This is a genomic window from Streptomyces sp. TG1A-60 (assembly GCF_037201975.1).
GTDB lineage: Bacteria > Actinomycetota > Actinomycetes > Streptomycetales > Streptomycetaceae > Streptomyces.
The window spans coordinates 1,501,257-1,526,868 of record NZ_CP147520.1; the positions used below are offsets into that span (position 1 = coordinate 1,501,257).

General features: G+C 72.3%; 24 protein-coding genes and 1 pseudogene. 16 read left to right on the forward strand and 9 right to left on the reverse strand.

Going from position 1 to position 25,612, the window contains the following annotated elements; translation table 11 throughout:
* Positions 1-85: 85 nt before the first annotated feature.
* The 10 genes and pseudogenes from WBG99_RS05995 to WBG99_RS06040 all read left to right on the forward strand — a co-directional run.
* Complete coding sequence (locus WBG99_RS05995; RefSeq protein WP_338895312.1) at positions 86-1,123, forward strand: PDR/VanB family oxidoreductase; 1,038 nt, start codon at positions 86-88, stop codon at positions 1,121-1,123.
* 119 nt (positions 1,124-1,242) lie between these two features.
* Complete coding sequence (locus WBG99_RS06000; RefSeq protein ID WP_338895313.1) at positions 1,243-2,289, forward strand: aromatic ring-hydroxylating dioxygenase subunit alpha; 1,047 nt, start codon at positions 1,243-1,245, stop codon at positions 2,287-2,289.
* A complete protein-coding gene (locus WBG99_RS06005) occupies positions 2,286-2,993 on the forward strand; it encodes an alpha/beta fold hydrolase (protein ID WP_338895314.1) in 708 nt (235 codons plus the stop codon). Before WBG99_RS06000 ends, WBG99_RS06005 begins: the two co-directional genes overlap by 4 nt.
* An 18-nt stretch (positions 2,994-3,011) precedes the next feature.
* Positions 3,012-3,293 (forward strand): muconolactone Delta-isomerase family protein, encoded by a 282-nt coding sequence (locus WBG99_RS06010; RefSeq protein ID WP_338895315.1) that lies wholly within the window; start codon positions 3,012-3,014, stop codon positions 3,291-3,293.
* Entirely contained in the window at positions 3,290-4,036 is a 747-nt protein-coding gene (locus WBG99_RS06015) for an SDR family oxidoreductase (protein WP_338895317.1), read from the forward strand. The genes WBG99_RS06010 and WBG99_RS06015 overlap by 4 nt, the downstream gene beginning before the upstream one ends.
* Before the next feature lie 32 nt (positions 4,037-4,068).
* Positions 4,069-4,425, forward strand: a complete 357-nt coding sequence (gene ligA, locus WBG99_RS06020; protein WP_338895318.1) for a protocatechuate 4,5-dioxygenase subunit alpha — start codon at positions 4,069-4,071, stop codon at positions 4,423-4,425.
* A gap of 1 nt (position 4,426) precedes the next feature.
* Positions 4,427-5,266, forward strand: a complete 840-nt coding sequence (locus WBG99_RS06025) for a class III extradiol dioxygenase subunit beta (RefSeq protein WP_338900238.1) — start codon at positions 4,427-4,429, stop codon at positions 5,264-5,266.
* A gap of 383 nt (positions 5,267-5,649) precedes the next feature.
* Positions 5,650-6,372, forward strand: a complete 723-nt coding sequence (locus WBG99_RS06030; protein WP_338895319.1) for a YceI family protein — start codon at positions 5,650-5,652, stop codon at positions 6,370-6,372.
* Between the two features lie 92 nt (positions 6,373-6,464).
* Positions 6,465-7,433 (forward strand): nuclear transport factor 2 family protein, encoded by a 969-nt coding sequence (locus WBG99_RS06035; RefSeq protein ID WP_338895320.1) that lies wholly within the window; start codon positions 6,465-6,467, stop codon positions 7,431-7,433.
* A 166-nt stretch (positions 7,434-7,599) separates the two neighbouring features.
* A pseudogene (locus WBG99_RS06040) lies at positions 7,600-8,181 on the forward strand (CoA transferase); the annotation flags it as partial.
* A gap of 250 nt (positions 8,182-8,431) precedes the next feature.
* Here the strand turns inward: WBG99_RS06040 and WBG99_RS06045 are convergent.
* The gene (locus WBG99_RS06045; protein ID WP_338895321.1) at positions 8,432-9,595 is read right to left on the reverse strand and encodes a sensor histidine kinase; all 1,164 of its coding nucleotides are present in this window, start codon (positions 9,593-9,595) and stop codon (positions 8,432-8,434) included.
* Between the two features lie 286 nt (positions 9,596-9,881).
* Between WBG99_RS06045 and WBG99_RS06050 the strand changes: the two genes are divergently transcribed.
* The 4 genes from WBG99_RS06050 to WBG99_RS06065 all read left to right on the forward strand — a co-directional run bounded on the left by WBG99_RS06050 (position 9,882) and on the right by WBG99_RS06065 (position 12,687).
* Positions 9,882-10,292, forward strand: coding sequence for a hypothetical protein (locus tag WBG99_RS06050; protein ID WP_338895322.1), 411 nt, complete (start codon positions 9,882-9,884; stop codon positions 10,290-10,292).
* A gap of 171 nt (positions 10,293-10,463) precedes the next feature.
* Positions 10,464-10,955 carry an SPW repeat protein gene (locus WBG99_RS06055; protein WP_338895323.1) on the forward strand — a complete coding sequence of 164 codons (492 nt, stop codon included), beginning with the start codon at positions 10,464-10,466 and terminating at the stop codon, positions 10,953-10,955.
* A 231-nt stretch (positions 10,956-11,186) separates the two neighbouring features.
* Positions 11,187-12,158, forward strand: coding sequence for a Rieske 2Fe-2S domain-containing protein (locus WBG99_RS06060; protein ID WP_338895324.1), 972 nt, complete (start codon positions 11,187-11,189; stop codon positions 12,156-12,158).
* Complete coding sequence (locus WBG99_RS06065; protein ID WP_338895325.1) at positions 12,142-12,687, forward strand: DUF1360 domain-containing protein; 546 nt, start codon at positions 12,142-12,144, stop codon at positions 12,685-12,687. The genes WBG99_RS06060 and WBG99_RS06065 overlap by 17 nt, the downstream gene beginning before the upstream one ends.
* Positions 12,688-12,897: 210 nt before the next feature.
* On the opposite strand, the gene WBG99_RS06070 is transcribed toward WBG99_RS06065, so the two are convergent.
* From WBG99_RS06070 to allB, 7 genes are all read right to left on the reverse strand, one after another.
* A complete protein-coding gene (locus WBG99_RS06070) occupies positions 12,898-13,878 on the reverse strand; it encodes a cytochrome c oxidase subunit II (protein WP_338895326.1) in 981 nt (326 codons plus the stop codon).
* A 138-nt stretch (positions 13,879-14,016) separates the two neighbouring features.
* Positions 14,017-16,143: a prolyl oligopeptidase family serine peptidase gene (locus WBG99_RS06075; RefSeq protein ID WP_338900239.1), complete on the reverse strand. Its 2,127-nt coding sequence runs from the start codon at positions 16,141-16,143 to the stop codon at positions 14,017-14,019.
* Between the two features lie 175 nt (positions 16,144-16,318).
* Positions 16,319-18,103 carry an N-acetylglutaminylglutamine amidotransferase gene (locus WBG99_RS06080; RefSeq protein WP_338895327.1) on the reverse strand — a complete coding sequence of 595 codons (1,785 nt, stop codon included), beginning with the start codon at positions 18,101-18,103 and terminating at the stop codon, positions 16,319-16,321.
* A gap of 227 nt (positions 18,104-18,330) precedes the next feature.
* Positions 18,331-19,518 carry a YbdK family carboxylate-amine ligase gene (locus WBG99_RS06085; RefSeq protein ID WP_338895328.1) on the reverse strand — a complete coding sequence of 396 codons (1,188 nt, stop codon included), beginning with the start codon at positions 19,516-19,518 and terminating at the stop codon, positions 18,331-18,333.
* A gap of 229 nt (positions 19,519-19,747) precedes the next feature.
* A complete protein-coding gene (locus WBG99_RS06090) occupies positions 19,748-20,374 on the reverse strand; it encodes a dihydrofolate reductase family protein (RefSeq protein ID WP_338895329.1) in 627 nt (208 codons plus the stop codon).
* Positions 20,375-20,529: 155 nt separating this feature from the next.
* Positions 20,530-21,660 carry an allantoicase gene (gene alc, locus WBG99_RS06095; protein ID WP_338895330.1) on the reverse strand — a complete coding sequence of 377 codons (1,131 nt, stop codon included), beginning with the start codon at positions 21,658-21,660 and terminating at the stop codon, positions 20,530-20,532.
* 51 nt (positions 21,661-21,711) lie between these two features.
* Complete coding sequence (gene allB / locus WBG99_RS06100; RefSeq protein ID WP_338895331.1) at positions 21,712-23,052, reverse strand: allantoinase AllB; 1,341 nt, start codon at positions 23,050-23,052, stop codon at positions 21,712-21,714.
* A gap of 271 nt (positions 23,053-23,323) precedes the next feature.
* On the opposite strand from allB, the gene WBG99_RS06105 reads away from it, so the two are divergent.
* Entirely contained in the window at positions 23,324-24,121 is a 798-nt protein-coding gene (locus WBG99_RS06105) for an IclR family transcriptional regulator (protein ID WP_338895332.1), read from the forward strand.
* Between the two features lie 124 nt (positions 24,122-24,245).
* Here the strand turns inward: WBG99_RS06105 and WBG99_RS06110 are convergent, their stop codons facing one another.
* On the reverse strand, positions 24,246-24,560 hold the full coding sequence (locus WBG99_RS06110; RefSeq protein WP_338895333.1) for a DUF5955 family protein: 315 nt from the start codon (positions 24,558-24,560) through the stop codon (positions 24,246-24,248).
* Positions 24,561-24,799: 239 nt separating this feature from the next.
* Between WBG99_RS06110 and WBG99_RS06115 the strand changes: the two genes are divergently transcribed.
* Entirely contained in the window at positions 24,800-25,516 is a 717-nt protein-coding gene (locus WBG99_RS06115; RefSeq protein ID WP_338895334.1) for a nucleotidyltransferase family protein, read from the forward strand.
* Positions 25,517-25,612 lie beyond the last annotated feature (96 nt).

The following is a 25,612-nucleotide window of genomic DNA, read 5'->3' on the forward strand; positions in this document are numbered from 1 at the left end:
TGTTCTTCGATGGCTAGCGTCGATCGTGCAGCCGCCGACCGCGGCCGGAGCGATCCCTGCCGACCGTACCGAGGAGATGACGAACGTGACGAGCCCATCAGCCACCGCCCCGGACACGCACCCCCTCGGTACCACCGAGGCCGGTACGCCGTCAGAGGACCGACGCGAGGCCGGGTTCGAGGGCGCCGTCACCGTGGTGACCCGGCGGACGGTGGCGGACGGCGTCGTGTCGCTGGAGCTCGCACCGGGCTCCGGCGAACCGCTGCCGGCCTGGCGGCCGGGAGCGCACATCGACGTCGCCCTCCCCACGGGCGTCACCCGGCAGTACTCGCTCTGCGGCCCGGTGGGAGACACGGCCCGCTGGCGCGTCGCGGTGCTCCGGGAGCCCGACGGGCGCGGCGGATCGCAGTGGATCCACGACCACGTCGAGGAGGGCGGCGAGCTCCGGGTGCGCGGCCCTCGCGACAACTTCCCGCTGCGGCCCGCCGCCCGGTACCTGTTCGTCGGCGGCGGCATCGGCATCACACCCCTGCTCCCTATGATCGCCGGGGCCGAGGCCGCCGGGGCCGAGTGGTCCCTGCTCTACGGGGGCCGCACGCGCTCCTCCATGGCATTCCTGCCCGAACTGGAGGGCTACGGCGAGCGCGTGACCGTGCGTCCGCAGGACGAGTACGGCCTGCTCGACCTCGCCGGCTTCCTCGGTGATCCCGACCCGTCCGCCCTGGTGTACTGCTGCGGCCCCGCCGGGCTCATCGACGCGGTCGAGGCGCACTGCGCCGGCTGGCCGACCGGGACGCTGAACGTGGAGCGGTTCGCCGCGGCGGCCGTGCGCCGGCCCGCCGGTGGTGCGGCCGAGCAGCCGATCGAGGTCGAACTGCGGGCGTCCGGGACCACGCTGACCGTGCCGCCCGAGCTGTCGGTTCTCCAGGCCGTGGAGCGGGCGGGCGTCCCGGTCCTGTCCTCGTGCGAGGAAGGCATCTGCGGCTCGTGCGAGACCGCCGTCCTGGAGGGCGAGATCGACCACCGCGACTCACTGCTCACCGAGGACGAACAGGCCGCGAACGACACGATGCTGATCTGTGTCTCGCGCGCGCGGGGCGGACGCCTCGTCCTGGACCTCTGACACACCGTCGATCCGGTCCGGGCAGCGCACGGTCGGTCGCCGTCGGACCCGTACACCTCAGCACCCGTCACCGACCACACGCCCGAGCCGGACGGCCGACGCCGAAGGAAGGACCCGCGATGACACTGACACAGCAGGTGCGCAACGGCTGGTACCTGGGAGCCTGGTCCGACGAGATCGGCCGGACCCTCAAGCAGCGCTGGATCACCGACATCCCGGTCTGCTTCTACCGGCTGCCCGACCAGGCGGTCACGGCCGTCGAGGACCGCTGCCCCCACCGCAAGTACCCGCTGTCCCTGGGCCACCTGGACGACCAGGGCACCCTCCAGTGCGACTACCACGGCTACCGCTTCGACGGACAGGGTGTGTGCGTCGGGGTCGCCGAGCAGGCCGACCGTCCCAAGGCCGCGCTGCGCCGGTTCCCCCTGGTCGAGCGGGACGGCGCGATCTGGATCTGGCCCGGAGATCCCGAACTGGCCGACGAGAGCCTGCTGCCCGACACCTCGTGGCTGACCGACCCGAGCTGGACCCATGTGCACGGCGTCGTCCCGCTGAGGGCACGGCACATGCTGCTGCTGGAGAACCTGCTCGACCTCACCCACGAGACGTTCCTGCATCCGACGAGCATCGGCAACGCCGCCGTCGCCGCGACCCCGATCGACGTGACCGTGGACGGCGACCGGGTCGGCTTCAGCCGACGCATGATCGGCATCGAGGCCCCGCCGTTCTACGAGAAGTCCTGCGGTCTGACCTCCCCGGTGGACCGCTGGCAGGACGGGGACTTCTACCCGCCGGGCATCTTCGTCCTCAACATCCGCGTCGCGGCCACCGGCACCGAGGAGCCGGACGGCTTCCACATGAAGGTGCTGTACGGGATGACGCCGGGGCGCGGCAACGAGACGCACGACTTCTACGCGCTGGGCCGCGACTACCTCATCGACGACCAGGAACTCACCGAGTTCCAGCACGAGCAGCAACTCGCCGTGATGCAGGAGGACGTCGACGCCCTGGAGGCACAGGAGGTCATGTACGCCACCGATCCGGGCGGAACGGCGGAGTCCAGCATCAAGTCCGACCTCGCCGCGCTCCGCGGTCGCCGTGCGGTGGCGAAGATGCTCGCCCGCGAACAGCGGGCCGGCGGCACACGGCCCAGGGCGTCGGCATGAGCGTCTTCGTCCTGCTCCACGGGGCCTGGCACGGCGGCTGGGTGTGGCAGCGCGTGGCACCGGCGCTGCGTGCGGCCGGGCACGAGGTGCACACCCCCACCCTGAGCGGGGTGAGCGACCGCGCCCACCTGCTGAGCCCGCAGACCGGGCTCAGCACGCACATCCAGGACGTCGTGGCACTGATCGAGGCCCATGACGCCCGGGACGTCGTGCTCGTCGGGCACAGTTACGCCGGCCAGGTCGTCACCGGGGTCGCGGACCGGATCCCGGGCCGGCTGGCCAGGCGGGTCCACCTCGACGCCTTCGTCGGCGACGACGGTGACGCGGCGATCGACCTGCTTCCCGAACGCATCGCCGGGCACTACCGGGAGTCCGTCGCCGGACCCGGATTCGGCTGGCTCGTGCCGGTGCGCTCACTGAGCGTGCTCGGCGTCGAGGAACAGGCGGATCTCGACTGGCTCTGCCCCCGGCTGACCCCGCATCCGTGGCTGACCTACACCGAACCGCTGCGGCTGACCGGCAGGGCCGACCAGGTCCCCGGTGCCTTCGTCGAGTGCACCGACTGGATGCGGGTGTTCACCCCGCACGCCGAACGGGCCGCCGCCCGTGGCTGGCCGGTCCACGAGCTCGCCACCGGCCACGAGGCCATGGTCACCGCCCCGGGCCGACTGGCCGAACTGCTGCTGGAGATCGCCGCAGCCTGACCCGTGAAGGGACGCCCCGTGGAATTCCTCGTCCGCACCGAGAACACGCTGCCCCCGGACACCCCCGACGACGTACGCGCGTCCCTGCGCAAGGGCGAGCGCGAACGGGCCATGCGGCTCAGGGAGGCCGGAATCCTCAAGCGACTGTGGCGGGTTCCGGGCCGCAACGCGACCATCGGCCTGTACGAGGCGGCCGATCCGGCGGAACTGCACGACGCGTTGGCCTCCCTGCCCATGTGGAAGTGGATGGACATCACCGTCGAGGCGCTCGCCACCCATCCGCAGGAGAAGGCGCCGTGACCGCGGGCCCTGACGGCCGGAGCCCACGGGTCGCGGTGGTCACGGGCGCCGCCGGCGGCCTGGGGCTCGCCGTCGCCCGCAGACTGGCCGGGGACGGATTCACGGTCGCCGCCCTGGACATCGCCGAACCCGACGACACGGACGCCATCGCGGGCGTCCGGACCTGGCGTTGCGACGTCCGAGATCCCGCCGCGACCCGCCGGGCCGTGGCGGAGATCGCCGAGGCGTACGGCGGGGTCGACGTCCTCGTCAACAACGCCGGACTGCTCTCCGGCCGGGCTCCGCTGCTGGACACGACCCCGGAGGAACTGCACCGCTTCTTCGCCGTCAACGCCGTCGGCCCGCTGCTCATGGTGCAGGCGTGCGTGCCCTGGCTGAGCGCGAGCCCGCACCGGGGGCGGGTGATCAATGTCGCGTCCCGCACCTTCTTCACCGGAGCGCCGGGACAGATCGCCTACGTGGCCAGCAAGGGCGCACTCATCGGCATGACCCGGGTGATGGCCCGCGAACTGGGCGAGCACCGGATCACCGTCAACTCGGTGGCACCCGCGCAGGTGGCCACCCCGGGCACCCGGGCGCACTCCGGCGACGAGGTGTTCGCCGCGACCATGCGCCGACAGGCGATCGAGGAGTTCGTCACCCCTGACCACTTCGCGGGGCTCGTCTCCCTTCTCGCGTCCCCCGACGCGGTCATGGTCACCGGCCAGACACTCGTCTGCGACGGCGGCGGACTCCTGCACTGACCGGCGACACCACGGGAGAGGAGAGGAACGAAATGAACGGCATCACACCCCGGGTCCCCGGCACCTACGTCTTCGACGCGGCGGAAGGCCGACGCGGCCGGGCACTGAACCGGCTCTGCGGATCGCTCAAGGAGGCCGGGAACCGGGAGAGGTTCAAAGCCGACGAAGGGGCGTACTGCGAGGCGTACGGGCTCACGGCCCGGCAGCGGGACGCCGTCCTGCGGCGGGACTGGAACCTGATGATGGAGCTGGGCGGCTCCATCTTCTACGTCTTCAAGCTCGCCATGGTCGACCAGAGGTCCATGCAGTACCTCGGCGGGGTGTTCACCGGCATGACCACCGAGGAGTTCGCGCAGGCGCTGAAAGCGGGAGGGCGGAACTTTGGCTGAGGTGATATGGGGTCTGGCCACCTCGCACGTGCCGTCGATCGGTGCGGCCATGGACCGCGGGAAGACCGAGGACCCCTACTGGAAGCCGTTGTTCGACGGATACACGCCGGCCCGGGAGTGGATGGCCCGGCACACGCCCGACATCGCGGTAGTCGTCTACAACGACCACGCCAACGCCGTCGACATGAGCGTCACCCCGACCTTCGCGCTCGGGACGGCGGAGACGTACCGCGTGGCCGACGAGGGGTGGGGAAGCCGGCCCGTGCCGGCCGTCCCGGGCGCCCCGGAGTTCGCCGACCATCTCGTCAAGAGCCTGATCGACTCCTCCTTCGACCTGACCGTCTTCCAGGAACTCGACGTGGACCACGGCCTGACCGTTCCGTTGTCGGTGTACTGCCCGGACCCCGGCGAACGCTGGCCGTGCGCGGTGGTCCCCCTCCTGGTGAACGTCATCCAGTACCCGCAGCCCACCGCCGCGCGGTGCCTGGCCCTCGGTCACGCGCTCGGCGCGGCGATCCGCTCCTTCCCCGAGGACCTCAAGGTGGCCGTCTTCGGCACCGGGGGCATGTCGCACCAGCTCGCGGGCGCCCGTGCGGGGCTGATCAACCAGGACTTCGACCGGATGTTCCTGCACGCGATCGAGGACGAGCCCGAGAAGCTGGCCGCACTCACGCGGGAGGAGTACATCCGTGAGGCCGGCTCCGAGGGCATCGAGCTGATCATGTGGCTGATCATGCGCGGCGCGCTGGGTTCCCGGATCCGACGCGTGCACGAGACCTACCACGTGCCCGCGTCGAACACCGCGGCCGGGATGGTGCTGTTCGAGAACCTGAGCGGCTGAAGCACCGTCGGCCCAGCTCGGCCAGTGCCCGCGCTGCGGGGGCCACATGGCGCTCGATCCACATGGCGGGGGCGCCGTCCGGGGGTGTGACGACGGCCTCGTCGATGCCCGGCGCGGCGTACCCGCTCATCGCTGCGGGGCTGCCGCCGGGGTCCATGGACAGGACGGTCTCGCGGGTGGCGGCGTAGTCGCGGCCGACGTCGTCGCACCGGTCGCGGCCGGCTCGGGAACTGGGGCGGCCGGGCCGTCCGGGTGGCCGAAGCGGGGGGATGTGTTTCTGACGCGGCCCGCCCGAAGGGCCCACCGCGGGGCAAGCTCCAGGGCGACGCGCGAGGCAATACTTGAAACTTCAGTTGAAATACTCAAATACTTAGGGAGACACCATGGCAGGCAGCATCCGCAGGCACTGGAAGCGCTGGCTCATCGCGGGCGTGGCCACCGCCGCCGTGCTGGGCACGGCGGGCCCGTACGTCTACATCAACCACATCCAGGACAAGCCGCCGGCCGCCCTCTCCCTGGACAGCCCTCCGGGGTCGGACTCCTCCGGCAGCTCCTCCGCCTCCGGGGATCAGGCCGCGCAGGAGGGTGTCGAGGGCGCCTGGCGGGTGGGCAGCGGCTCCCAGGCCGGCTACCGCGTCGACGAGGTCCTCTTCGGGCAGAACGTCACGGCGGTGGGCCGGACCGAGGAGGTCACCGGTGAGCTGGAGATCGAGGGCAGCCGGGCCGTCAGCGGATCGTTCACCGTCGACCTGGCCTCGGTGAAGAGCGACTCCGACCAGCGCGACGGCCAGTTCCGCGGCCGGGTCATGAACACCGAGCAGTACCCGGAGGCCACCTTCGAGCTCACCGAGCCCGTCGACTTCGGCTCGACGCCGGAGGTGGGCGAGCAGGTCAGCGCCGAGGCCACGGGCGAGCTGACCGTCCACGGCGAGAGCAACTCAGTCTCCTTCGAACTCGAAGCCCAGCGCACCGCCGACGGCTTCCGCGTCAACGGCTCCATCCCCGTCACCTTCGCCGACTACGGCATCGACGCGCCCGACTTCGGCGGGATCGCGGTGGAGGACGAGGGAGACATCGAGTTCCTCCTCGCCTTCGACCGCGCCTGACCCGCACCCGGGCGCCCGCGCACTCCGCCCGGTCCCGCACCTGACACCCATCGGCGCATGCGCCGCCATCCGCACACTCTGGAGAAGATCCCATGAACAGCACCACCCGGCTGCCCCGCAGGGCCATAGCCACCCTCCTCGCCGCCGCGAGCGTCGCAGCCGTGGCCGGCTTCGCACCCGCCGCCACCGCCTCCCCACCGGCCCCGAGCGGCCAGAGCATCGGCCTCGACGCCTCGCACACGAGTCCCGCCACGCAGGAGCGCAACAAGCGCGTCGCCGTCCACGTCCTCACCCAGCTCTTCGAGGAGGGCAACCTCAAGGTCGCCGACCGCTACATCCGCGAGAACTACATCCAGCACAACCCCGTCGCCCCCGACGGCCGGGAATCGATCAAGAGCTTCATCCGCGACTGGACCGCCCGGTACCCGGACCACAAGTACAACATCAAGCGGGTACTCGCCCAGGGCAACCTGGTTCTGGTGCACGCCAACCCGGTCTACGAACCCGGCACCCGCGGGGTGGCCGTGGTCGACATCTTCCGCTTCGACAAGCAGGGCATGATCGCCGAGCACTGGGACACCGTCCAGGACGTGCCACCGACCACCGTCAACGGCAACGACATGTTCGGCACGATCAGCAACCCGCACACCGACCAGCCGAGCGGCCCCCGCTGGAAGACACCCCTCAGCGAGAAGATCGCCACCCGTTACTTCGACACCCTCCTCGTCGACAAGAACCCCGATGCCGTCAGGTACCTCGCGCCGGAGTACTACCAGCACAACCCGACCATCCCCAGCGGCTCGGCCGGCCTGCGTGAGCAGTTCACCGACTTCTTCCGCCAGTTCCCGAACCTGATCGTGGAACGCAAGCGCGTCATCGCCGACAAGGACTACGTCGCCATCCACGCCCACTACCGCCTCAGCCCCGAGGACCTCGGCCAGTCCGTCGTGGACATCTTCCGCGTCGCGAAGCAGAAGAACGGCGAGCTCAAGATCATCGAGCACTGGGACGTCGTCCAGGACGTCCCCGCCACCTCCGCCAACGACAACACGATGTTCTGACCCCCTCCGGACTGCCGAACGCACCGCGTGGCCTGTCACCTGTGAGTGACGGGCCACGCGGTGCACAGGGCTTGATTTACGACTCAACCATGCGTTCTCGAACCCCTACACCTACAGCGAGTACCGCGGCGAAGGCGTCGCGGCGCAGCACGAGGAGGCGTAGCCCATGGACGGCGGTTCACCCGCGCCACGCGGGCCCCTGGACGGGCTGCTGGTCGCGGACTTCTCCCGCAACCTGGCGGGCCCGTACGCGACCATGCTGCTGGCCGACCTCGGGGCCGACGTGGTGAAGGTCGGAGGGCCGGACGGGGACGACACCCGCACCTGGACGCCCCCGGCACGCGACGGTGTCTCGACCTACTACCTGGGAATCAACAGCGGGAAACGGTCGATCGCGCTCGACTTCCGCGACGACACCGACGCGCGGCTGGCCCGGGAACTGGCGCGGCGCGCGGACGTCGTGATCGAGAACTTCAAACCCGGCGGGCTGGCCAGGTACGGCCTGGACCACTCCTCGGTGAGCGCCGTGAACCCGGGCGTGGTGTATGCCTCGATCAGCGGTTTCGGCGCCGGGCCCGGCCGGAAGGTCCCCGGGTACGACCTGATGGTGCAGGCGATCTCCGGGTTGATGAGCCTCACCGGTGGTCCGGACGGGCCGCCGTACCGGGCGGGCATCTCGGTCTTCGACGTGCTGGCGGGCAACCACGCCGCCATCGGCACCGGCGTTCGCGCGCCAGTTCAAGACCGTGGTCGGCCTCACCCCCCTCGCCTATCTCTCGCGGGTACGGATCGACCTGGCCGCCCGGCTGCTCCGCGACACCGGCGACCCGGTCGGCGACATCGCCCGAGGTCGGCTACAGCTCCGAGTTCGCCTTCTCCCGGGCCTTCTCCCGCGAACACGGCATCGCGCCCGGCCGCTACCGCCGTTCGGCGGCGGCCCACGCGTGACGAGGCGATCAAGGGCATCCGCGTGCGGCGGACGTGACCGGTCGGTGGTGTCAGTCCGGCTTGCGTAGCGGGAGGTCCGCGCGGACCTCCCAGCCGTGCCCGGCCCGTGGCCCCGCGTGCAGGGTGCCGCCCACGGTGGTCACGCGTTCCGTCAGGCCGACGAGGCCGAAGCCGCCGCCGTGCGCCGCGTCCGGGAGCTGGGTGCCGCCGCGGCCGTCGTCCGCCACGGTGACCGTCAGCCGCCGGTCCTCGCACCGCAGACCGACGCCGATCTCCGTCGCGTCGGCCGCATGCCGCCGGATGTTGGTCAGGGCCTCCTGGACGACCCGGAAGGCAGCCGCCTGCACCTCGTGCGGGAGGTCGTCGCGGACGGACGGGTCACGGTGGAGCGTGACCTGGTGGATCGGGCTCGCGAAGCCCTGGATCAGGTCGGTGATCCCTGCGAGGTCGCCCACGGGCCGCAGGTCGGCCGCCTCCGGCCCGGCGTGGCGCAGCACGCCCACGGTGCGGCGCATGGACGCCAGGGCCTCGGTGGCGGCGCGTTCGATACCGGCCAGGACCGGATCGAGGCCGTCGGTGTGGGAGGCGGCCATCATGCGCGCCATCTGCGTCTGCACGAGAATCCCGGTGACGTGGTGGGCGACGAAGTCGTGCAGGTCGGCGGCGATGGCCACGCGCTCGGCACGGCGGGTCTCGGCCACCGCGGTCGCCCTGCGGTACTCCCGCCAGCGCAGATAGCCGGCGAGTCCGGTGACCGGGATGACGACCCAGAGCAGGCCGAGCAGCAAGTAGGCCACTGATTCCTCGCGCAGACCGAGATAGCCCATCGGCAGGACGAGCCCGGCGACCGCGTCGAGCGCGCCGCACGCCACGGCCTGCCGTAGGGGGAGACGCCGTACGGCGAGGAACGCCAGGCACAGCAGGATCACGCTCTCGCCGGGGCCGAACAGACGGCCGTGGCCGGTCAGCGCCATCCCGACCGTGAGGGCCAGGGACACGACGGCGGGCACCGCGGTGCGGACCTGGAGCGTGAGCCACACGGGCCGGCGGTCGGCCGGCCACAGGAGGGCGGCGAGGCCGACGGCGAGCACGACCAGGGACGGCTCGATGCTGCGGCCCTGTGCGCCCGACAGGGCGAGGTCGCCGACACACAGCGCGAGCAGGGCGCCGACGCCGACGCCCCGGGCGCAGCCCCGAGGGGAAACGGATCTCATGCGCTGACGGTAAGGCAGCCGCCCCGGCGCGGAGGATCGGCCGAACGGCCGAGAGAACCGGCCCCGGCGGCAGGGCCGATCTGGCCGTTCGGCCGATGCCGCCGCCCGCGCCCACCGGAGAGATTGGAATCACCCACCTCCCGATGCGATGCGGAGTACTTCATGCAGCGAAATCCCCTTGTCCCGCCGGGTGCCGCGGTGGCGGCCGTGGCCGCCGGGCCCGGCACCCCCACGTACGCCATGAGCGGCACCGAGGCTGCCGTTCACCCAGGACTACCCGAACGCCATGGACAACGTGCCCGTGGCCCGCCTCGGCGTGGTCAGCACCGCCACCCTGGCCGTGAGTTTCCTGGTCGCCGCCGTCTCCGCCGGTCTGACCGCCGCCGCGAGCGTCCTCGACCGGCGCCGCGTCTACGGTCTGCTGCGGCTGGCCGGTACTCCGCTGAAGATGCTGGACCGGGTCCGCACGCGTGAGACGGCCCTTCCCCTGGGTGTCCTGGCCGGCGGCACCACCGCGATGGGCGCCTACGGCGCCTTCCAGGTCAACCAGCTGGCCGGCAGCACGATGAACACCTCCGGCGCGCTGCAACTGGCCGTCTGCGTGGTCGTGGGCACGCTGGCGGTGTTCGGCGCGATCGGCGCCAGCAGGCCGCTGCTGCGCAAGGTGACGGCGGAGCCGACCCAGACCGCGGACTGACGGCCCAGTCGGGTCGGCCGTCGCCGTCGCCGTCGCCGTCGCACGCACACACGCACACACGCACGGAAACTATTCGGTTCCATATGTATGGGTTTGCGTGCCTCTGGTGGGTACTCGGGTCCCGCTCACCGGGGACGCGCGCGTCGTGGACCCCTGACGAAGGAGGCGGGCATGACCGACCGGACCCAGCAGACCACCCTCGAGTCGCATCCGGACATCCTGGAGATGCGGGAGCGCCACACCCGGGCCGAGCGGGCGGCCACGACCCAGCGGGGCCAGGCCGTCGAAGCGCTGGCCCTGGTCACCGGCCTGTACCTGGCCGCGTCTCCCTGGATCGCGGGCTTCAACGACTTCACCACCCTGGCCGTGAACAACCTGATCGTCGGTATCGCCTACACGTTCCTGCTGAGCGGCTTCGGCCACGCCTACGAGCGCACGCACGCCAGGGCCTGGGCAGCCGCGCTGCTCGGAGCCTGGACCGTCATCGCGCCCTGGGTGGTGGCGGGGAACGTGGACACCACACGCACCATCGTCAACAACATCATCGTCGGCGTCGTCGGGCTGCTCCTCGCACTGGCCGCCGCCGCAGCGGCGGGCGAGACCGACAGGAGCGGACGTAACCGCTCCGCCCGCTCCACCCCCTCCGACCGGCCGACTCCCTGACACCGGAGACACGCGCCACCCCACCGGCACTCACCCCTACCCGACGCGTCGAACGTCGACAGCCCGAGTCCGAGGCCGGCCCCGTCAGGGCCGGTCCGGCCCCGGGCTCCGGCGTGTCCGACCTCGGGCCGCGGCGTGCCGGGGAACTCCTCCACCGCAGAACCGTGGACTTCGGCGAACCGCCGCCCGCTTGTCCTGTTTGTCGCTTCCCCGGGCGGGGACCCGCCCGCCATGAGAACGATGCCACGCCGCCTGACGGGGCGGAACCGGGTCCTGTCACTGCTGGACCGCCTGGAAGGGGAACCCCGGGCCGACGCGCTGATCGACGCGCTCGGGCGGAAGGTGAGGTCCCTGCCCCTGGGGCGCGGAAAGGACCTGCTGCACGGCAGGTGGCTGGGGCACCCGGTGCATCCGCTGATGGTGCAGGTGCCGATCGGCAGCTGGCTCTCGGCGGCGGTACTCGATCTGCGCCCCGGACGCTCACGCGAGGCGGGGCTGCTGGTCGGCCTGGGGCTGGCCACGGCTGCCCCCGCGGCCCTGGCGGGGGCCGTCGACTGGGCGGAACTGCACCGCCGCCAGCAGCGGACCGGGCTGGTGCACGCCCTGGCCAACTGGACGGCCGTCGGCCTGTACGCCACCTCGCTCGCCTGTCGCGTCCAGGGCCGCACGGGGGCCGGGAAGGCGTACGGCTTCCTGGGGCTGACAGCGGTCGGCCTCGGCGGGATGGTGGGCGGCCACCTGGCCTACCGGCAGGCGTCCGGCGCCAACCACGCGGAAGAGGTGCCGCAGGTCGTCACGGAGGGCTGGCACAGGGTCGGGAGCGTGGACGAGTTCCCGGTGGGCCGGGCCGTGCGGCGCGGTGTGGACTACGTGCCGGTTCTGGTCGTGCGGGAACCCGGCGGGACGCTGCACGCGCTGGCCGAGCGATGCAGTCACCTCGCTGGGCCGCTGTCGGAGGGCACCGTCACCGACGGATGTGTCCGGTGTCCCTGGCACGGCAGCGTCTTCCGGCTCTCGGACGGCTGGAACGTACGCGGCCCCGCCACGGCGCCCCAGCCCTCCTTCGACACCCGGATCGTCGACGGCCACGTGGAGGTGCGCCTGCGCGAGCGGAACCCGCGGAAGCACACGGAGGAGAGCCGGGAAGCGGACCGGCGAAGGAACGCGGTGGAGGCGGGCCCAGTCCATGGACTGGGCAGCTGACCTCCGTCTCGCGGGGCGTCTGCACAGGCTTGTCGAGCGTACGGAGCGACGTTACTCGGCAGGGCGGGAGCGGTCGCTCGGCGGCTATCTGGCGGCCATGGCGGGATTCGGGGTGTACACGGCGGCCTGGGCCACGGCGGTGCGACTCCGCGGACGTCCGCTGCCGGAACGGCCCGAGCCCTGGGACGTGGTCCTGACCTCGGTGGCCACGTTCCGGCTCAGCCGGCTTCTGAGCAAGGCGGCGGTCACCAGTCCGCTGCGGGCACCCTTCACGAGGTACGTCGGTCCGCAGGGCCCGGCCGAGCTGCACGAGGAGGCACAGCCCGAGGACGGCAAGGACACCGTCGGTGAGCTGGTGACCTGCCCCTTCTGTGTGAGCGTCTGGGTGGCCTCGACCCTCACCGCGAGCGGGCTGCTCTGGCCGCGCGCGACCCGCACCGCCACGGGCGGGCTCGCGGCACTGGCCGGCGCGGACGCCCTGCAACTGGCGTACGGCGCGCTGGTGGGCAAGGCGACAGGGGACGACTGAGCCCCGGAAGGCCGCGGAGCGAGGGACCCGGCGCCGACTACCCGGCAACCGCCCAGAACGTCCTGGGCGGCAGCCCCTGCCGGTCGACCGGGCCATGCACGACGGCCAGGCCGCCCGCTCGGCAGCCGCCGTCGTTCGTCACGTCAGGCTCTCGCCGTCGGCCTGGGTGCCCCGGGCCGGATGGTCCTACTCCGTGCCGAGGGCCGTCGCTCACAGTTTGCGCGGCTCGTCGTTCCTGGCCGGGTCGGTGATCTCGATGCCCGCCGGGAGGAAGCCGCTCTGCCCCCGGTCGGCCAGCTGCCGCAGGTGCCTCTGGTAGCGCTCCGGAGAGACGACCTTGACGTTGAAGAGCATCCGGGCGTGGTCGACGCCGCAGAGTTCGGCGCACTTGCCCCGGAAGGTGCCCTCCTGCGTGGGCGTCACCTCGAAGACGTTGACGTTGTGGCCGGGGAAGACGTCCTGCTTCATCAGGAACGGCAGCACCCAGAAGGAATGGATGACGTCACGGGAGGACAGCACGAACCGGACCTTCTCGCCCCTCGGCAGCCACAGGGTCGGACCCGGGTTGCCGTTCTGCGGGTTGCGGGTGCCGGGGACACCGACATCGAAGACGCCCTCGGCACCCGGAGGGAAGGCCCTGCGGTATCGGTCCGGAACGATGCCCAGGGCCGGGTCGGCCGCCGCGTCGCCCGTGCCGGTGCTGCCGTCCACGTCCTCGATGTAGTTGAAGCCCCAGCTCCACTGGAAGCCGACCACACCGACGGTGTGCGCCGGCCTCTCGGAGACTTCGAGAAGCTCGGCCTCGTCACGGGCCGTGAAGTAGAAGAGCACCGAGACGATGATCAGCGGGACCACCGTGTACAGCACCTCGATGGGCATGTTGTACCGGGACTGCGGGGGCACCTCGACTTTGGTCCTGCTGCGCCGGTGGAAGATCGCCGCCCAGAGGATCAGCCCCCACACCAGCGCGCCCACGGCGAGCGCCGCGGCCCACGAGCCCTGCCACAGGGAAAGGATCCTCGGCGCCTCCTCCGTGACCGGGGTGGGCATCCCGAGACGGGGAAAGTCTCGCCATGTGTACTCGCAACCGGAAACGGCCGCCAGGACCAGGACCAGGACCGCGGTCAGCGCCCGCAGTGGCCTCCGAGGCATCGGACGCCGCGACGATCGGTCACAGCCGTTGGGGCTCACGTAGCGCCTTCCCGAGAAGCTAGGGATCTTTATGCGGACAAAACACTACTGAGGCTCACATCGGAGGCATGTCCAACGCGCCGCCGGCACTCGGCGCGCGTCGGCTGCCACGCGGGGGCGCGGCGCGGTGTGCCGACGTCACTCGGCGATGTGGCGCTCGATCCAGTCGGCGGCGGTCCGGCGGAAGATCTTCCGGCTGTCCGCGCGCAGGAAGTCATGGCCCTCGTCACGCAGCGTAAGCAGTTCGGCCTCCAGACCGCGCTCGCGGGCCGCGCGCACGAACTGCTCGGATTCACCGAGGGGCACATTGGTGTCGTGCTCACCGTGGACCGCGAGCAACGGGACGCGCAGCGCGTCGACGCGGGTCATCGGGGACAGCGCGTGCAGCAGCTCCCGGTCGTGTTGCGGGTGACCGTACTTGTGTGCGGCCGATTCCGCGATCCACGGCTCGGTACCGGCGTAGAAGGTCGCGAAGTCGGACATGCCGCAGGCCGCGACGCCGGTGCGGAAGAGGTCCGGGTGCCACACGAGGGACGCCATCACCAGGTAGCCGCCGTACGAGCGGCCCATGACGGCCAGCCGCCTCGGATCGGCGAGAGAGGCCACGACGACGTGGGCCGCGCAGTCGGCGACATCCTCGATCGCGGCGAACCGTCCCTTGCCGAGGTCGGAGTCGACGAAGGACCGGCCGTGGCCGGAGGAGCCGCGCACGTCGGGAGCGAAGATGTCCAGGCCCCGGCCCAGCAGCTCGTGGTAGAGCGGGTTGAACACGGGCCGCTCCTGCTCCTCCGGGCCGCCGTGCAGATGGATCACGCAGGGTGCCGGCTCCCCGGGGCCCCGGCCCGGCGCCCGGTAGTACCAGCCGCTCAGCGGCAACCCGTCGCGTGCCGTCGGCCGCAGCGGTACGGGACGCACGGGCGGACGGCCCGGCGGGACGGCGTCCTCGTCGCGGGAGGACCACTCTGTCCGCAGCGCGGCGCCCTCGGAGAACCACCACACACCGGGGCGGCGCTGCGACCCGGACAGCGCCAGCACAGGTCCCGCCCGGCCGTCGGCCCGCGCGATACGCGTCACCACCTCGTGCGGCAGCGGCACCGCCCGCGGCGGACCCACCCGGGCGTCGCCGCCGGATGCCGCCACGATGGGGGTGACCTCCAGTTCACTGGCCCCGCGCACGTTCCAGGCCAGGGCCGCGGTGTGCCCGTCGTGGCCGAACGCCAGCAGTTCCAGTCCGCAGTCCTCGCGCTCCGCGGCGACGGTCAGCCCCCGCCGCGCCCCTCCGCCGTCCAGGTGGACGGCGAACAGCGCGGCGAACTCGCGTGCCGCGTCGCTGCGCAGCCACAGCGTGGTGCCGTCCGGGGAGAACCGGCCGACCCAGGGATCGCCGTCGGCGACCGGCAGGGCGCAGGTGGTCCGCAGCTCGGCGGTACGCACGACGAGGGCTTCGCGGCGGCCCCTCGGTCCCCGGCGCAGGAGTGCCAGCCGTCCGTCCCGGCTGATGTCGCACACGCGCAGCGTGGCGGCGCCCCGTTCGACCGCCAGCAGGGCGGGTGCCGCCGCGCCCAGGGGGTCGACGAGGTAGGCGGCCAGCCCTCCGCCGGCCGCCCCCTCGGGATCCACCTTGCCGCTTTCCCGCTCGTGGGCACCGGGGCCCCCCGTGCCACGACCGGCGTCGCCGTGGTGCGGGCCGCCGAGCAGCACGGCGCGGCCGTCGCGGACGGCCCAGCCCGCCGGACGGGGGACGGTGTAGGTCCGTGGGTCGGCGAGGCCCGGCTCCGCAGGGGCGGGGCCCTCTTCCGTGTCGGCCCCGCCGGGCGCGAGAACCGGCTCGGCGACGGTGACGGCGACGGCCGAGCCGTCGTGCTGCCAGCAGCCCAGGTACGCGGAGCTGCCGGGCTCGGCACCGGCGAGTACGCGTCGCCCGGTTCCGTCCGGGCGGACGCACAGCACCCGCGTGTGTTCGCCGCCCCCGGGGGCGGTGGTGTAGGCGATCCAGCGGCCGTCCGGCGACCAGGCCACCTCCTTGACCGGGTGGGGGTCGGAGTCGAGCAGATGGACCTCGGGCCCGTCGACGGGGCCGGTCCACAGCTGCGGAACCCCGCCCCGGTCGCAGATGAACGCGACGTGCCCACCGCTCGGGTCCACGGACGGATACCAGCAGCCGTGGGACGTCAGCCGTTGCGGGGTGTCCCGGTACCCGGCGGTGTCGGGCAGGAGTACCGGTACGGGAGCCGTGGAGGCCGGTGTCGGGCCGGTCGCCGACACCGCCCGGCCGCCGGCCGCCCCGGCCGCCCCCGCCGTCAGCGCGGAGGAGGCGCCACCGTGGTCCTCGGGCCGCCACGGCACCCCGTCGGCGACGCCCCCGCCGCCGGGGGAGCCGCGAGGGGGTGCGGTGGGGCCGCCGTCGCCGGGCGCGAGGGCTGAGTCCCCTGCGCCCCGGTCAGCTGATTCCGTGCGTTTGCAGCCATATCTCCAGCAAAGCTACCTGCCACAGCTCGTTCGCCCCACGCCTGGTGCGGTGCTCGTCCGGCGCCGACAGCAGCCTGGCCACGTACCCGTCCTGGAAGACACCCCGTGACCTGGCCTCGGGCGCCGACATGGCCTCACGGACCCGCCCCAGCACGGGACCCGCCATGTGTTTGACGGCGGGGACCGGGAAGTAGCCCTTGGGCCGGTCGACGACCTGAGCGGGCAGGAGCCGGCGGCCCGCGGCCTTGAGGACCCCCTTGCCGCCGTCGGCGAGTTTCAGGTCCGGCGGACAGGCGGCGGCCAACTCCACCAGTTCGTGGTCGAGGAACGGGACGCGGGCCTCCAGTCCCCAGTCCATGGTCATGTTGTCGACGCGCTTGACCGGATCGTCGACGAGCATCACATGGGTGTCGAGCCGCAGCGCCGCGTCGAGAGCGGTCTCGGCGCCCGGATGCGCCATGTGCTCCCGTACGAAGCGGCCGGACACGTCGTGGCCGGGCAGCATGGAGGGATCCACGATCCCGGTGAGGGCGGCGTGCGGCCGGTCGAAGTACGTCTCGGCGTACGCCTCGGCCGCCCGCTCTCTGGGGGCGGCGGCCATGTCCGGGTACCAGTGGTAGCCGGCGAAGACCTCGTCGGCGCCCTGACCGCTCTGGACGACCTTCACCTCCTTCGCGACCTGCTCCGACAGCAGGTGGAAGGCGACCACGTCATGGCTGGTCATCGGCTCGCTCATCGCCTCGATCGCCGCGTCCAGCGCCGTCGACACACGGTCCGAGGGCACCATGAGCTGGTGGTGGTCCGTGCCGAAGTGCCGGGAGACCAGGTCCGAGTAGCGGAACTCGTCGCCCTCCTCGCCGCCCTCCGACTCGAACCCCACGCTGAACGTCGCGAGGTCGCGCTGCCCCTCGTCGGCCAGCAGCGCCACGATCAGGCTGGAGTCGAGGCCGCCCGACAGCAGCACGCCGACCGGTACGTCGGCGACCATGCGCCGGCGTACGGCGGTGCGCAGCGCGTCGAGCACCGCGTCGCGCCACTCGTCCGCGCCCAGGTGCGCGTACTCGGGCCGGCGGGTGTACGACGGCTGCCAGTAGCGGACGTCGCGGTGGCGGCCGTCCGGTTCCACGACGCGCACGGTGGCCGCGGGCAGCTTGCGTACTCCGGTGAGGACCGTGTGGGGCGCGGCCACCGTGGCGTGCCAGCTCAGGTACTGGTGCAACGCGAGGGGGTCGAGCGAGGTGTCGATGCCGCCGCCGGCCAGGAGGGACGGCAGCGAGGAGGCGAAGCGCAGCCGCCCCGGCGCCTGGGCCAGGTACAGCGGCTTGATGCCCAGCCGGTCACGGGCCAGGACGAGCCGCCCGGTGGCCTGCTCGACGATGACGAAGGCGAACATGCCGTAGAGGCGGTCGACACAGGCGGTTCCCCACTGCTGGTACGCCTTGAGCACCACCTCGGTGTCGGATCCGGAGAAGAAGCGGTGGCCGAGACCGCGCAGTTGCGCGCGCAGCTCTTTGTAGTTGTAGATGCAGCCGTTGAAGACACCGGCGATCCGCCCCGCCGAGTCGGCCATGGGCTGGGCCCCGTACTCGGACAGGTCGATGATCTTCAGCCGACGGTGGCCCAGCGCCACGGCGCCCTGCGACCACAGCCCCCTGCCGTCCGGTCCCCGGGCGGTGAGGCGGTCGGTCATGCGCTCGACGGCCGCCAGGTCGGGCCGTCCGCCGTCGAAGCGGATCTCTCCGCTCAGGCCGCACATCAGGCCACACCTCCTCGCAGGGGGCCGCTGTGGGCCGTGCCCGGAGGCGAGGCCTTGAACGAGCACGATGCGGTCCGTCGCGTGTGGGTCCTGCTGCTGGGCATGCGAGCCACTCTCCTTGTTCACGGTGGCACCGGCGCCACGGGGCGGACGGCGGGTTCTCCGCACCGTGGCACCCTGTCGCGGGGCGACGGCCGGCGCCTGCCTTTATGCATGGCCGCGGTGTGTCAGCCGCCGACGGTTTCCACCGAGTACGGTGGCGGGGCCCCTGGCGGGGCGGCACCCGCCGCCGCGACGGGGCGGCGGGCGGCTCCGGAAGCGGGGCCCCGCCTGTGCTCACCGCGGGTCTCGGCGACCATCGTCTCCACACAGGCGAGCAGGCCCTCCTCCTCCGCGACCCCGCGCAGTCGCCGCGCCGCGCTGCCCCGAGCCAGCGCCTCTTCCATGAGCACGCGTACGGAGTCCCAGTCGCCGTAGGCTTCCAGGGCCGGGCGCAGCCTCCGCAGCATGTCGCGCAGGACGGTGGGGGCGGGCGCGGCGAGACGGGTGACCGGGTCGACCAGGGTGCCCTCCAGCCCCGCCTGGGCCGCCCGCCAGACGGCGGCCCGGAGCCATTCGTGCCTGCCGTCGCAGACCCGGCCCGGCTGCTCCAGCCGGACTCGCGCGTCCTCGACCAGGGCGCGGAACAGCCCGGCGACGAGCACGACCGTCTCGGTGCGCGGGCAGGCGTCGCAGACGCGCAGCTCCAGGGTCTGCTGGTGATCGGACGGCCGTACGTCGTAATAGACCATGCCCCGGTCGCTGATCACACCGGAGCGGACCAGAGCCTCGACCGTGGCGTCGTAGTCGGCGGCTCCGGCGAAGCAGCCGACCGGCCCCGCGGTGGGCCAGCGCTGCCACAGCATCGTGCGCCAGCTGGCGTACCCCGTGTCCGCGCCGAGCCAGAACGGTGAGCTGGCGGACAGAGCCAGCAGCGGGGGCAGCCACGGGGAGACGGCGCACATGATCCGGACGGCCGTGTCGCGGTCGGGTACGTCGACATGGACCTGCGCGCTGCACACGAGATGCTCGTCGGCGACCCGCCGGTAGGCGTCGACCATGTGCCGGTAACGACGATCGTCGGTGGCGTCACCGCGCGTCACCCGCGCCAGCGGCACCGTGCCGGCCGCGACGACGGCCAGCCCGAGAGGGGAGGCCGCCGCGTCCAGCCGCCGCCGCGCCCCGGACAGATCGGCGTGCAGGGAGTCCAGCGCGGTGTGCACCGGGCTGTTCCACTCCACGGCCGATCGCTGCAGCTCGGGCTTGAACTCGCTTCTGGGCAGGCGACCGAGGAGCGCGTCGGCGCCCGGGACGAGCCGCCCGCTCCTCGCGTCCAGAACATGGAACTCTTCCTCTACGCCCACTCGAACGGTCACGGCCTCTCCCTCGTCCGTTACCCGAGATCGCCCGCCGGGAAGGAGACCCGTGGCGATCGCTGCGCACTACGAGTTCCCGGCAAACACACAAATAAGCCCCAGGCGTGCACGTCCTTCACCGGCGCATCACACATGAGCGGCGTTGGCCGGACGGTGCCGGCCGTAGCCGGGACGCGGAGGGTCCAGCGGAGGGGGCTCTCGCCGTCCCGCGCAAACGGTCGGTGTCGAGTCAGGCGTTCCGCGGGAGCTCGTAGGTGCCGTACTGCGGACGTCCCGCCAGGTCGTACGTCTGGATCGAGACGCCCGTGCTCGTGATGCTCCCCGCGGCGTGGCGGAACGCGGTCGGCAGAGCGCCCTCGGCGAAGAGGCGGCGGCCGGAGCCGAGGACGACCGGGAATGTCAGCAGGTGCACGGTGTCGACCAGGTCGAGGGCGAGCAGCGACTGGGCGAGGTCGCCGCTGCCGTGGACCTGCACCTCGCCGTCGGTGTGCTCCTTGAGGGCGGTGACCTCCTTGGCGAGGTCGCCGGAGAGCACGGTGGTGCCGCTCCATTCCGGGTTCGTGACGGTGCTCGAAACGACGTACTTGGGCAGGGAGTTGAGCTTCCCCGCGACCGGGTCGGCCGGTTCGGTGACCTTCGGCCAGTGCGCGGCGAAGATCTCGTACGTCCTGCGGCCCAGCAGGAAGGCGCCCACGCGGCCGAAGACGCCGTCGATGAACCGTCCGAAGTCCTCGTCCCCGTACGGGACGCTCCAGCCACCGTGCTCGAAGCCGTCGCGGCGGTCCTCGTCGGGGCCGCCGGGGGCCTGGTACACGCCGTCGAGAGTGACGAAGGAGGTGAGGGAGAGCTTGCCCATGGCGGGTGCCTGCTTCCTTGTTCCGTGGCGGGGTGCCTTGTGTCGTCGGCGGTCCGCCGTCCCCGGCGGCCCGCTGTCGTGAGCGGTCTGTCGTCATCAGGGCAGACCCCGTCGGCGCCCGCAACTCATCGGTGGGCGGGGAGGCACTTGTCCGCTCAGGCGCCCAGTTCCCGGTGGCGGGCCGACAGGTGGGCCGCGCCCTCCTCCGTGAGGGAGCCGAGGAGGCGCAGGCGGGCGATTCCGCCGTCGGGGTAGATGTCCACGCGCGCGTGGGTGGCGATCGCCGGGTCGGGGAGGATGAAGCGGTGGTTGGTGTCGGGCTGGAGGCGGGTGCGGGGGAGGATCTCGGTCCAGTCGCCGTCCTCTCCGTCCTTCACCGAGACCGTGGCCCAGCCGGCCGCGTTGCCCTTGAGGTAGGCCGTGTCGAGCTCCAGGGCGCGGATCTCGGCCTGGGCGGCCAGGCGGTAGCGGATCCAGTCGTTGCCCTGGTCCCGGCGGCGGCGGGTCTCCCAGCACTCGTGCATCACCCGGGCGCGGCCGGGCTGGATGGTGTTGGTGGCGGGTGAGTAGAAGAGGTTGGAGGCGTCCTCGGCCCGGCCGCCGTTCTCCAGGGCGACCACGTCGAAGGTACCGAGGGCGGTCAGCCAGGCCGGGTCCGGCACGACCTCGCCGTGCACGCGGAGGCGGGCGATGCCGCCGTCGGGGTGCTGGTTCAGGCGGAGGTGGGTGAAGCGCTGCTCGACCGAGACCACGAAGCCGTTGGCCGCGTGGCCGCCGACCGGGGTGCGCGGGACGAGGGTCGTCCACTTCACGTCACCGGCGAGGAGGTCCTCCGGGGACGGGGAACCGGCCACGCACGCGCCCTCGACGGACACGGCCTGCGGGTAGTTGCCGCGGAAGTGGGCCGTGTCGACGATGACCCCCCGGATCACACCGGGCGCGCCGAGGCGGACCAGCGCCCAGTCGTGGTCCTCGGCCGCAGGCCAGGGATGGCCGGCGGAGGCGCCCCGGCGCCGCCGCGTCTCCCAGCCGTCCATGATCTTGCCCTTGTGCCCGAAGTTCTCGGGGTCGAACTCGGCGCGCTCGGGCACCAGCAGGTTCTCTCGCTGGGCGAAGAACTCGTCGTTGGCGGCGACGACACCGGCGCCGAGCCTGCGGTCGGCGAGGTCGGCGTACCGGGTGAAGGGGAAGTCGGCGGTGCGGTAGTCCGCGTACGGGTCGCCGCCGCGGTACGGGTTCGCGTCGCCGGTGAAGCTCGCCACCGAGGGTTCTCGCTGCGCCGTCACGATGATCAGGTCTGCCTTTCGGTTGTCGGCCGCCGGGAGTGCGGGATGCGGTCAGGCGGTGCGGGTGAGGAGCCGCCCCTTCGGTTCGGTGAACCCGCCGTCCACGACGATGCGCTCGCCGCGCAGCCAGGTGGACCTGACCACGCCGTGCAGGGTCTTGCCCGCGTACGCGGTGACGCGGTTGCGGTGTTGGAGTGCGGCCGGGTCGACGGTGAAGGTCTCGTCGGGGGCGAGGACGGCGAAGTCGGCGTCGCGGCCCGACTCGATGGCGCCCTTGCGGTCGTCGAGGCCGACCAGTTCGGCCGTGCGTGAGGACATCCAGCGGACCACGTCCTCCAGGCCGTGGCCGCGCTCGCGGGCCGCCGTCCAGACCGCCGCGAGGCTCAGTTGCAGTCCGGAGATGCCGCCCCAGGCGGTGGCGAAGTCGTCGGTCTTCAGGTCGGCCGTCGACGGGGAGTGGTCGGTGACCACGCAGTCGATGGTGCCGTCCGCGAGGGCCCGCCAGAGGAGGTCCTGGTTGGCGGACTCGCGGATGGGCGGGCAGCACTTGAACTCGCTGGCCCCGTCCGGGACTTCCTCGGCGGTGAGGGTGAGGTAGTGCGGGCAGGTCTCGACGGTGATCCGCACGCCGTCCCGCTTGGCCTCGGCGATCAGCGGGAGCGCGTCGCTGGAGGACAGGTGGAGGACGTGGACGCGTGCGTCGAGTCTGCGGGCCTGGGCGATGAGGGCCGCGATGGCGGTGTCCTCGGCGTCGCGCGGGCGGGAGGCGAGGAAGTCGGCGTACCGGGGGCCGCCCCGCTGCGGGGCCGCGTCGAGGTGGTGGGGGTCCTCGGCGTGGACGATGAGCAGTCCGCCGAAGCCGGCGATCTCGGCCAGGGACCGGGCGAGCCCCTCCTGGTCGAGGTGCGGGAACTCGTCCACGCCCGACGGTGAGAGGAACGCCTTGAAACCGAAGACCCCGGCGTCGTGCAGCGGCCGGAGGTCCTTGGCGTTGCCGGGCAGGGCACCGCCCCAGAAGCCGACGTCGATGTGGGCCTTGCGGGCGGCGACCTCCCGCTTCGTACGGAGGTGGTCCACCGTCGTGGTCGGCGGGAGGGAGTTCAGGGGCATGTCGACGAGGGTGGTGATGCCGCCGGCCGCCGCGGCGCGCGTGGCGGTCCAGAAGCCCTCCCAATGGGTGCGGCCCGGGTCGTTCACATGCACATGGGTGTCGACGAGGCCGGGCAGCAGGACGTCGTCGCCGAGGTCCTCCAGACGCGCGCCGGGCGGTACGTCGGTGTCGTACGGGAGTACCGCCGTGATCCTGCCGTCCGCGACGGCGACCGCGGCGGGGCGCGACCCGTCGGGGGTGATGACGCGCGACGAGCGCAACACCAGTTCAGCCTCGGACACCGGGACCCCTCTCGCCGTACCGCTGTTGACTTCCGGGTACGGTATGTACTTCCGCGTAACGGAATTCAACGTTCTGTTGAAGGAGTTTTCACTCCCGTCCCCGCCGCGTCAAGGGCACACCCCTCCACCCTGCCCGACGCGTCCACTCTGGATGTTTTCACAAGACGGAATCAGGATTCCATTTTACAGAACGTAGTGACAGACAAGCCAGTGGTCAACGAACCGCCCGGTAGGCTGCGACCTCGCCCGCCATCCCGAAAGGACCGCGCCCGTGCCGTCGTCCAGCGCCAGCACCACCGGCTCCGCCAAGTCGCCCTCCGGCGGTGTCCAGTCCCTCGAGCGCGCCTTCGATCTGCTGGAGCGGATGGCGGACGCCGGCGGTGAGGTCGGCCTCAGCGAACTCTCCGCGAGCAGCGGGCTGCCGCTGCCGACCATCCACCGGCTGATGCGGACGCTGGTCGTCTGCGGCTACGTACGCCAGCAGCCCAACCGCCGGTACGCCCTCGGCCCCCGCCTCATCCGCCTCGGCGAGTCCGCGTCCCGCCTCCTCGGCACCTGGGCGCGCCCCTACCTCGCGCGCCTCGTCGAGGAGACCGGCGAGACGGCGAACATGGCCCTCCTCGACGGCGACGAGATCGTGTACGTGGCCCAGGTGCCGTCCAAGCACTCCATGCGGATGTTCACCGAGGTGGGCCGCCGGGTGCTTCCCCACTCCACCGGCGTCGGCAAGGTCCTGCTCGCCGGCTTCCCCGCCGACGAGGTGCGCGCCCTGCTGGCCCGCACGGGCATGCCGGCCGCCACGGAGAGGACGATCACCACACCCGACGGCTTCCTCGCCGCGCTCCGCGACGTACGCGACCTCGGTTACGCCGTCGACGACAACGAACAGGAGATCGGCGTCCGCTGCCTCGCCGTCTCCGTCCCCAACTCCCCGACCGCCGCGGCCATTTCGATCTCAGGACCCGCGGGACGCGTCACCGAGGCGGCGACGGAACGGATCGTGCCGGTGCTCCGGCAGGTGGCAGCGGAGCTGTCGGAGGCTCTGGCGAGTTCGACCGCGAGCGGCTGACAGCCGAGACGTTCGGCCACGGGCCCACCGCTGCCCGGTCGCGTCCCTCGAAGGGCCGCAGGCCCCTTCAAGGGACGCGGGGAACCGCACGAGCACCCACGAACTGCCCGCACCCGCCGACCGATCACCGCCGCGGCGGCTCCCCGAACACCTCGACCGCCGTACGCACCTCCGCCAGCCCCTTCGCCAGCGCGCTGACGGAGCCGATGGAGCCCGCTATCAGAAGCAGGGAGCGGCGCAGCCGGAGAACCTCCGGGGCGCCGCTGACGGCCATCGCCGCAAGAGCCGCCAGCTCGTCCTCCGCGATCCCCCGGTCCGAGAACTCCACCGGATAAGCGGCGAGTTCACGACGCAGCCGGGACACGGCCGAGCGCAACTCCGCCACCCTCGGGTCCTTGTCACTGCCGGTCACTGGCCTCTGCCCCAAGCTCCGCAACACAGCCGCCTCCCCCTTGCTCGCCCACACCCCTGGACGCGAGTCACGGCCGAACGCCACCGCACGGCCGGCCGCCCCGTGGCGTAGGTCGGTCGCCAAAGGCGGCGCGGGCAAGTAAACGCCAATCAGTGTGGCGAGCGCCACTACGGGGACTGAATTCCAGTCCCCAAGCATCACAGAGCCGGCCCACGGCCGGTCCGGCTTTCACGCGACGCCCACGCCGGGTCGGGTATGCAAGAGGCATGACGCACCACGAGGCCGAGAACACCGCCCCACGCGCGGCCCACCACGGGGCCCAGGACACCACACCACGCGCGGCCCACCACAGGAGCGAGGTCGCCGGGCTGCTGCTGGCCGCCGGCGGCGGGCGGCGCCTCGGGGGACGCCCCAAGGCCCTGCTGACCCACCACGGCCGCCCCCTGGTGGAGCACGCGGTCGCGGTGCTGCGGGCGGGCGGCTGCGCCCGGATCCACGTGGTCCTCGGCGCCGAGGCGGCGACCGTACGGACCCGCGCCGAACTGCCCGGCTGCGTGCTGGTCGACAACCCGCACTGGGCCGAGGGCATGGGCTCGTCGCTGCGGGCGGGGCTGGAGTCCTTGGCCGGAACGGGCATCGACGCCGTCCTGGTCTCGCTCGTCGACCAGCCGGGCATCGGGCCGGAGGCGGTGGCCCGCGTCCTCGCCGCGCCCCGGTCACATCCGGCGGGCCCGCCGCACGAGCCGGGCCCGCCGAGCCGGCCCGACACCGCGCTCGTCGCAGCCTCGTACGACGGCCGGCGGGGCCACCCCGTCCTCCTCGGCGCGGGCCACTGGCCCGCTGTCGCGGCGACCGCCACCGGCGACCGGGGGGCACGCGCCTATCTGACGGCGCACGAGGAGGCGATCACGCTCGTCGAGTGCGGGGACGTGGCGCGGCCGTACGACATCGACACGGCGGCCGATCTGGTCCACCTGGAGTGACCCGGGCGGGCAAGGGTCACCTTGCGTGAGCGAAATGACACCGAACGCCACCTCGCCGACCCCAAAGGGCCTGACATCAACACAACATTGAACTTC

Bases quoted from the DNA above. Each gene is read 5' to 3' on its own strand.
- WBG99_RS06065 (WP_338895325.1), top strand. From the start codon at position 12,142: ATGGACTGGGCAGCTGACCTCCGTCTCGCGGGGCGTCTGCACAGGCTT.
- WBG99_RS06060 (WP_338895324.1), top strand. From the start codon at position 11,187: ATGAGAACGATGCCACGCCGCCTGACGGGGCGGAACCGGGTCCTGTCA.
- WBG99_RS06005 (WP_338895314.1), top strand. From the start codon at position 2,286: ATGAGCGTCTTCGTCCTGCTCCACGGGGCCTGGCACGGCGGCTGGGTG.
- WBG99_RS06055 (WP_338895323.1), top strand. From the start codon at position 10,464: ATGACCGACCGGACCCAGCAGACCACCCTCGAGTCGCATCCGGACATC.
- WBG99_RS06030 (WP_338895319.1), top strand. From the start codon at position 5,650: ATGGCAGGCAGCATCCGCAGGCACTGGAAGCGCTGGCTCATCGCGGGC.
- ligA (WP_338895318.1), top strand. From the start codon at position 4,069: ATGAACGGCATCACACCCCGGGTCCCCGGCACCTACGTCTTCGACGCG.
- WBG99_RS06080 (WP_338895327.1), bottom strand. From the start codon at position 18,103: ATGTGCGGCCTGAGCGGAGAGATCCGCTTCGACGGCGGACGGCCCGAC.
- WBG99_RS06090 (WP_338895329.1), bottom strand. From the start codon at position 20,374: ATGGGCAAGCTCTCCCTCACCTCCTTCGTCACTCTCGACGGCGTGTAC.
- WBG99_RS06000 (WP_338895313.1), top strand. From the start codon at position 1,243: ATGACACTGACACAGCAGGTGCGCAACGGCTGGTACCTGGGAGCCTGG.
- WBG99_RS06050 (WP_338895322.1), top strand. From the start codon at position 9,882: ATGGACAACGTGCCCGTGGCCCGCCTCGGCGTGGTCAGCACCGCCACC.
- WBG99_RS06115 (WP_338895334.1), top strand. From the start codon at position 24,800: ATGACGCACCACGAGGCCGAGAACACCGCCCCACGCGCGGCCCACCAC.
- WBG99_RS06045 (WP_338895321.1), bottom strand. From the start codon at position 9,595: ATGAGATCCGTTTCCCCTCGGGGCTGCGCCCGGGGCGTCGGCGTCGGC.
- WBG99_RS06035 (WP_338895320.1), top strand. From the start codon at position 6,465: ATGAACAGCACCACCCGGCTGCCCCGCAGGGCCATAGCCACCCTCCTC.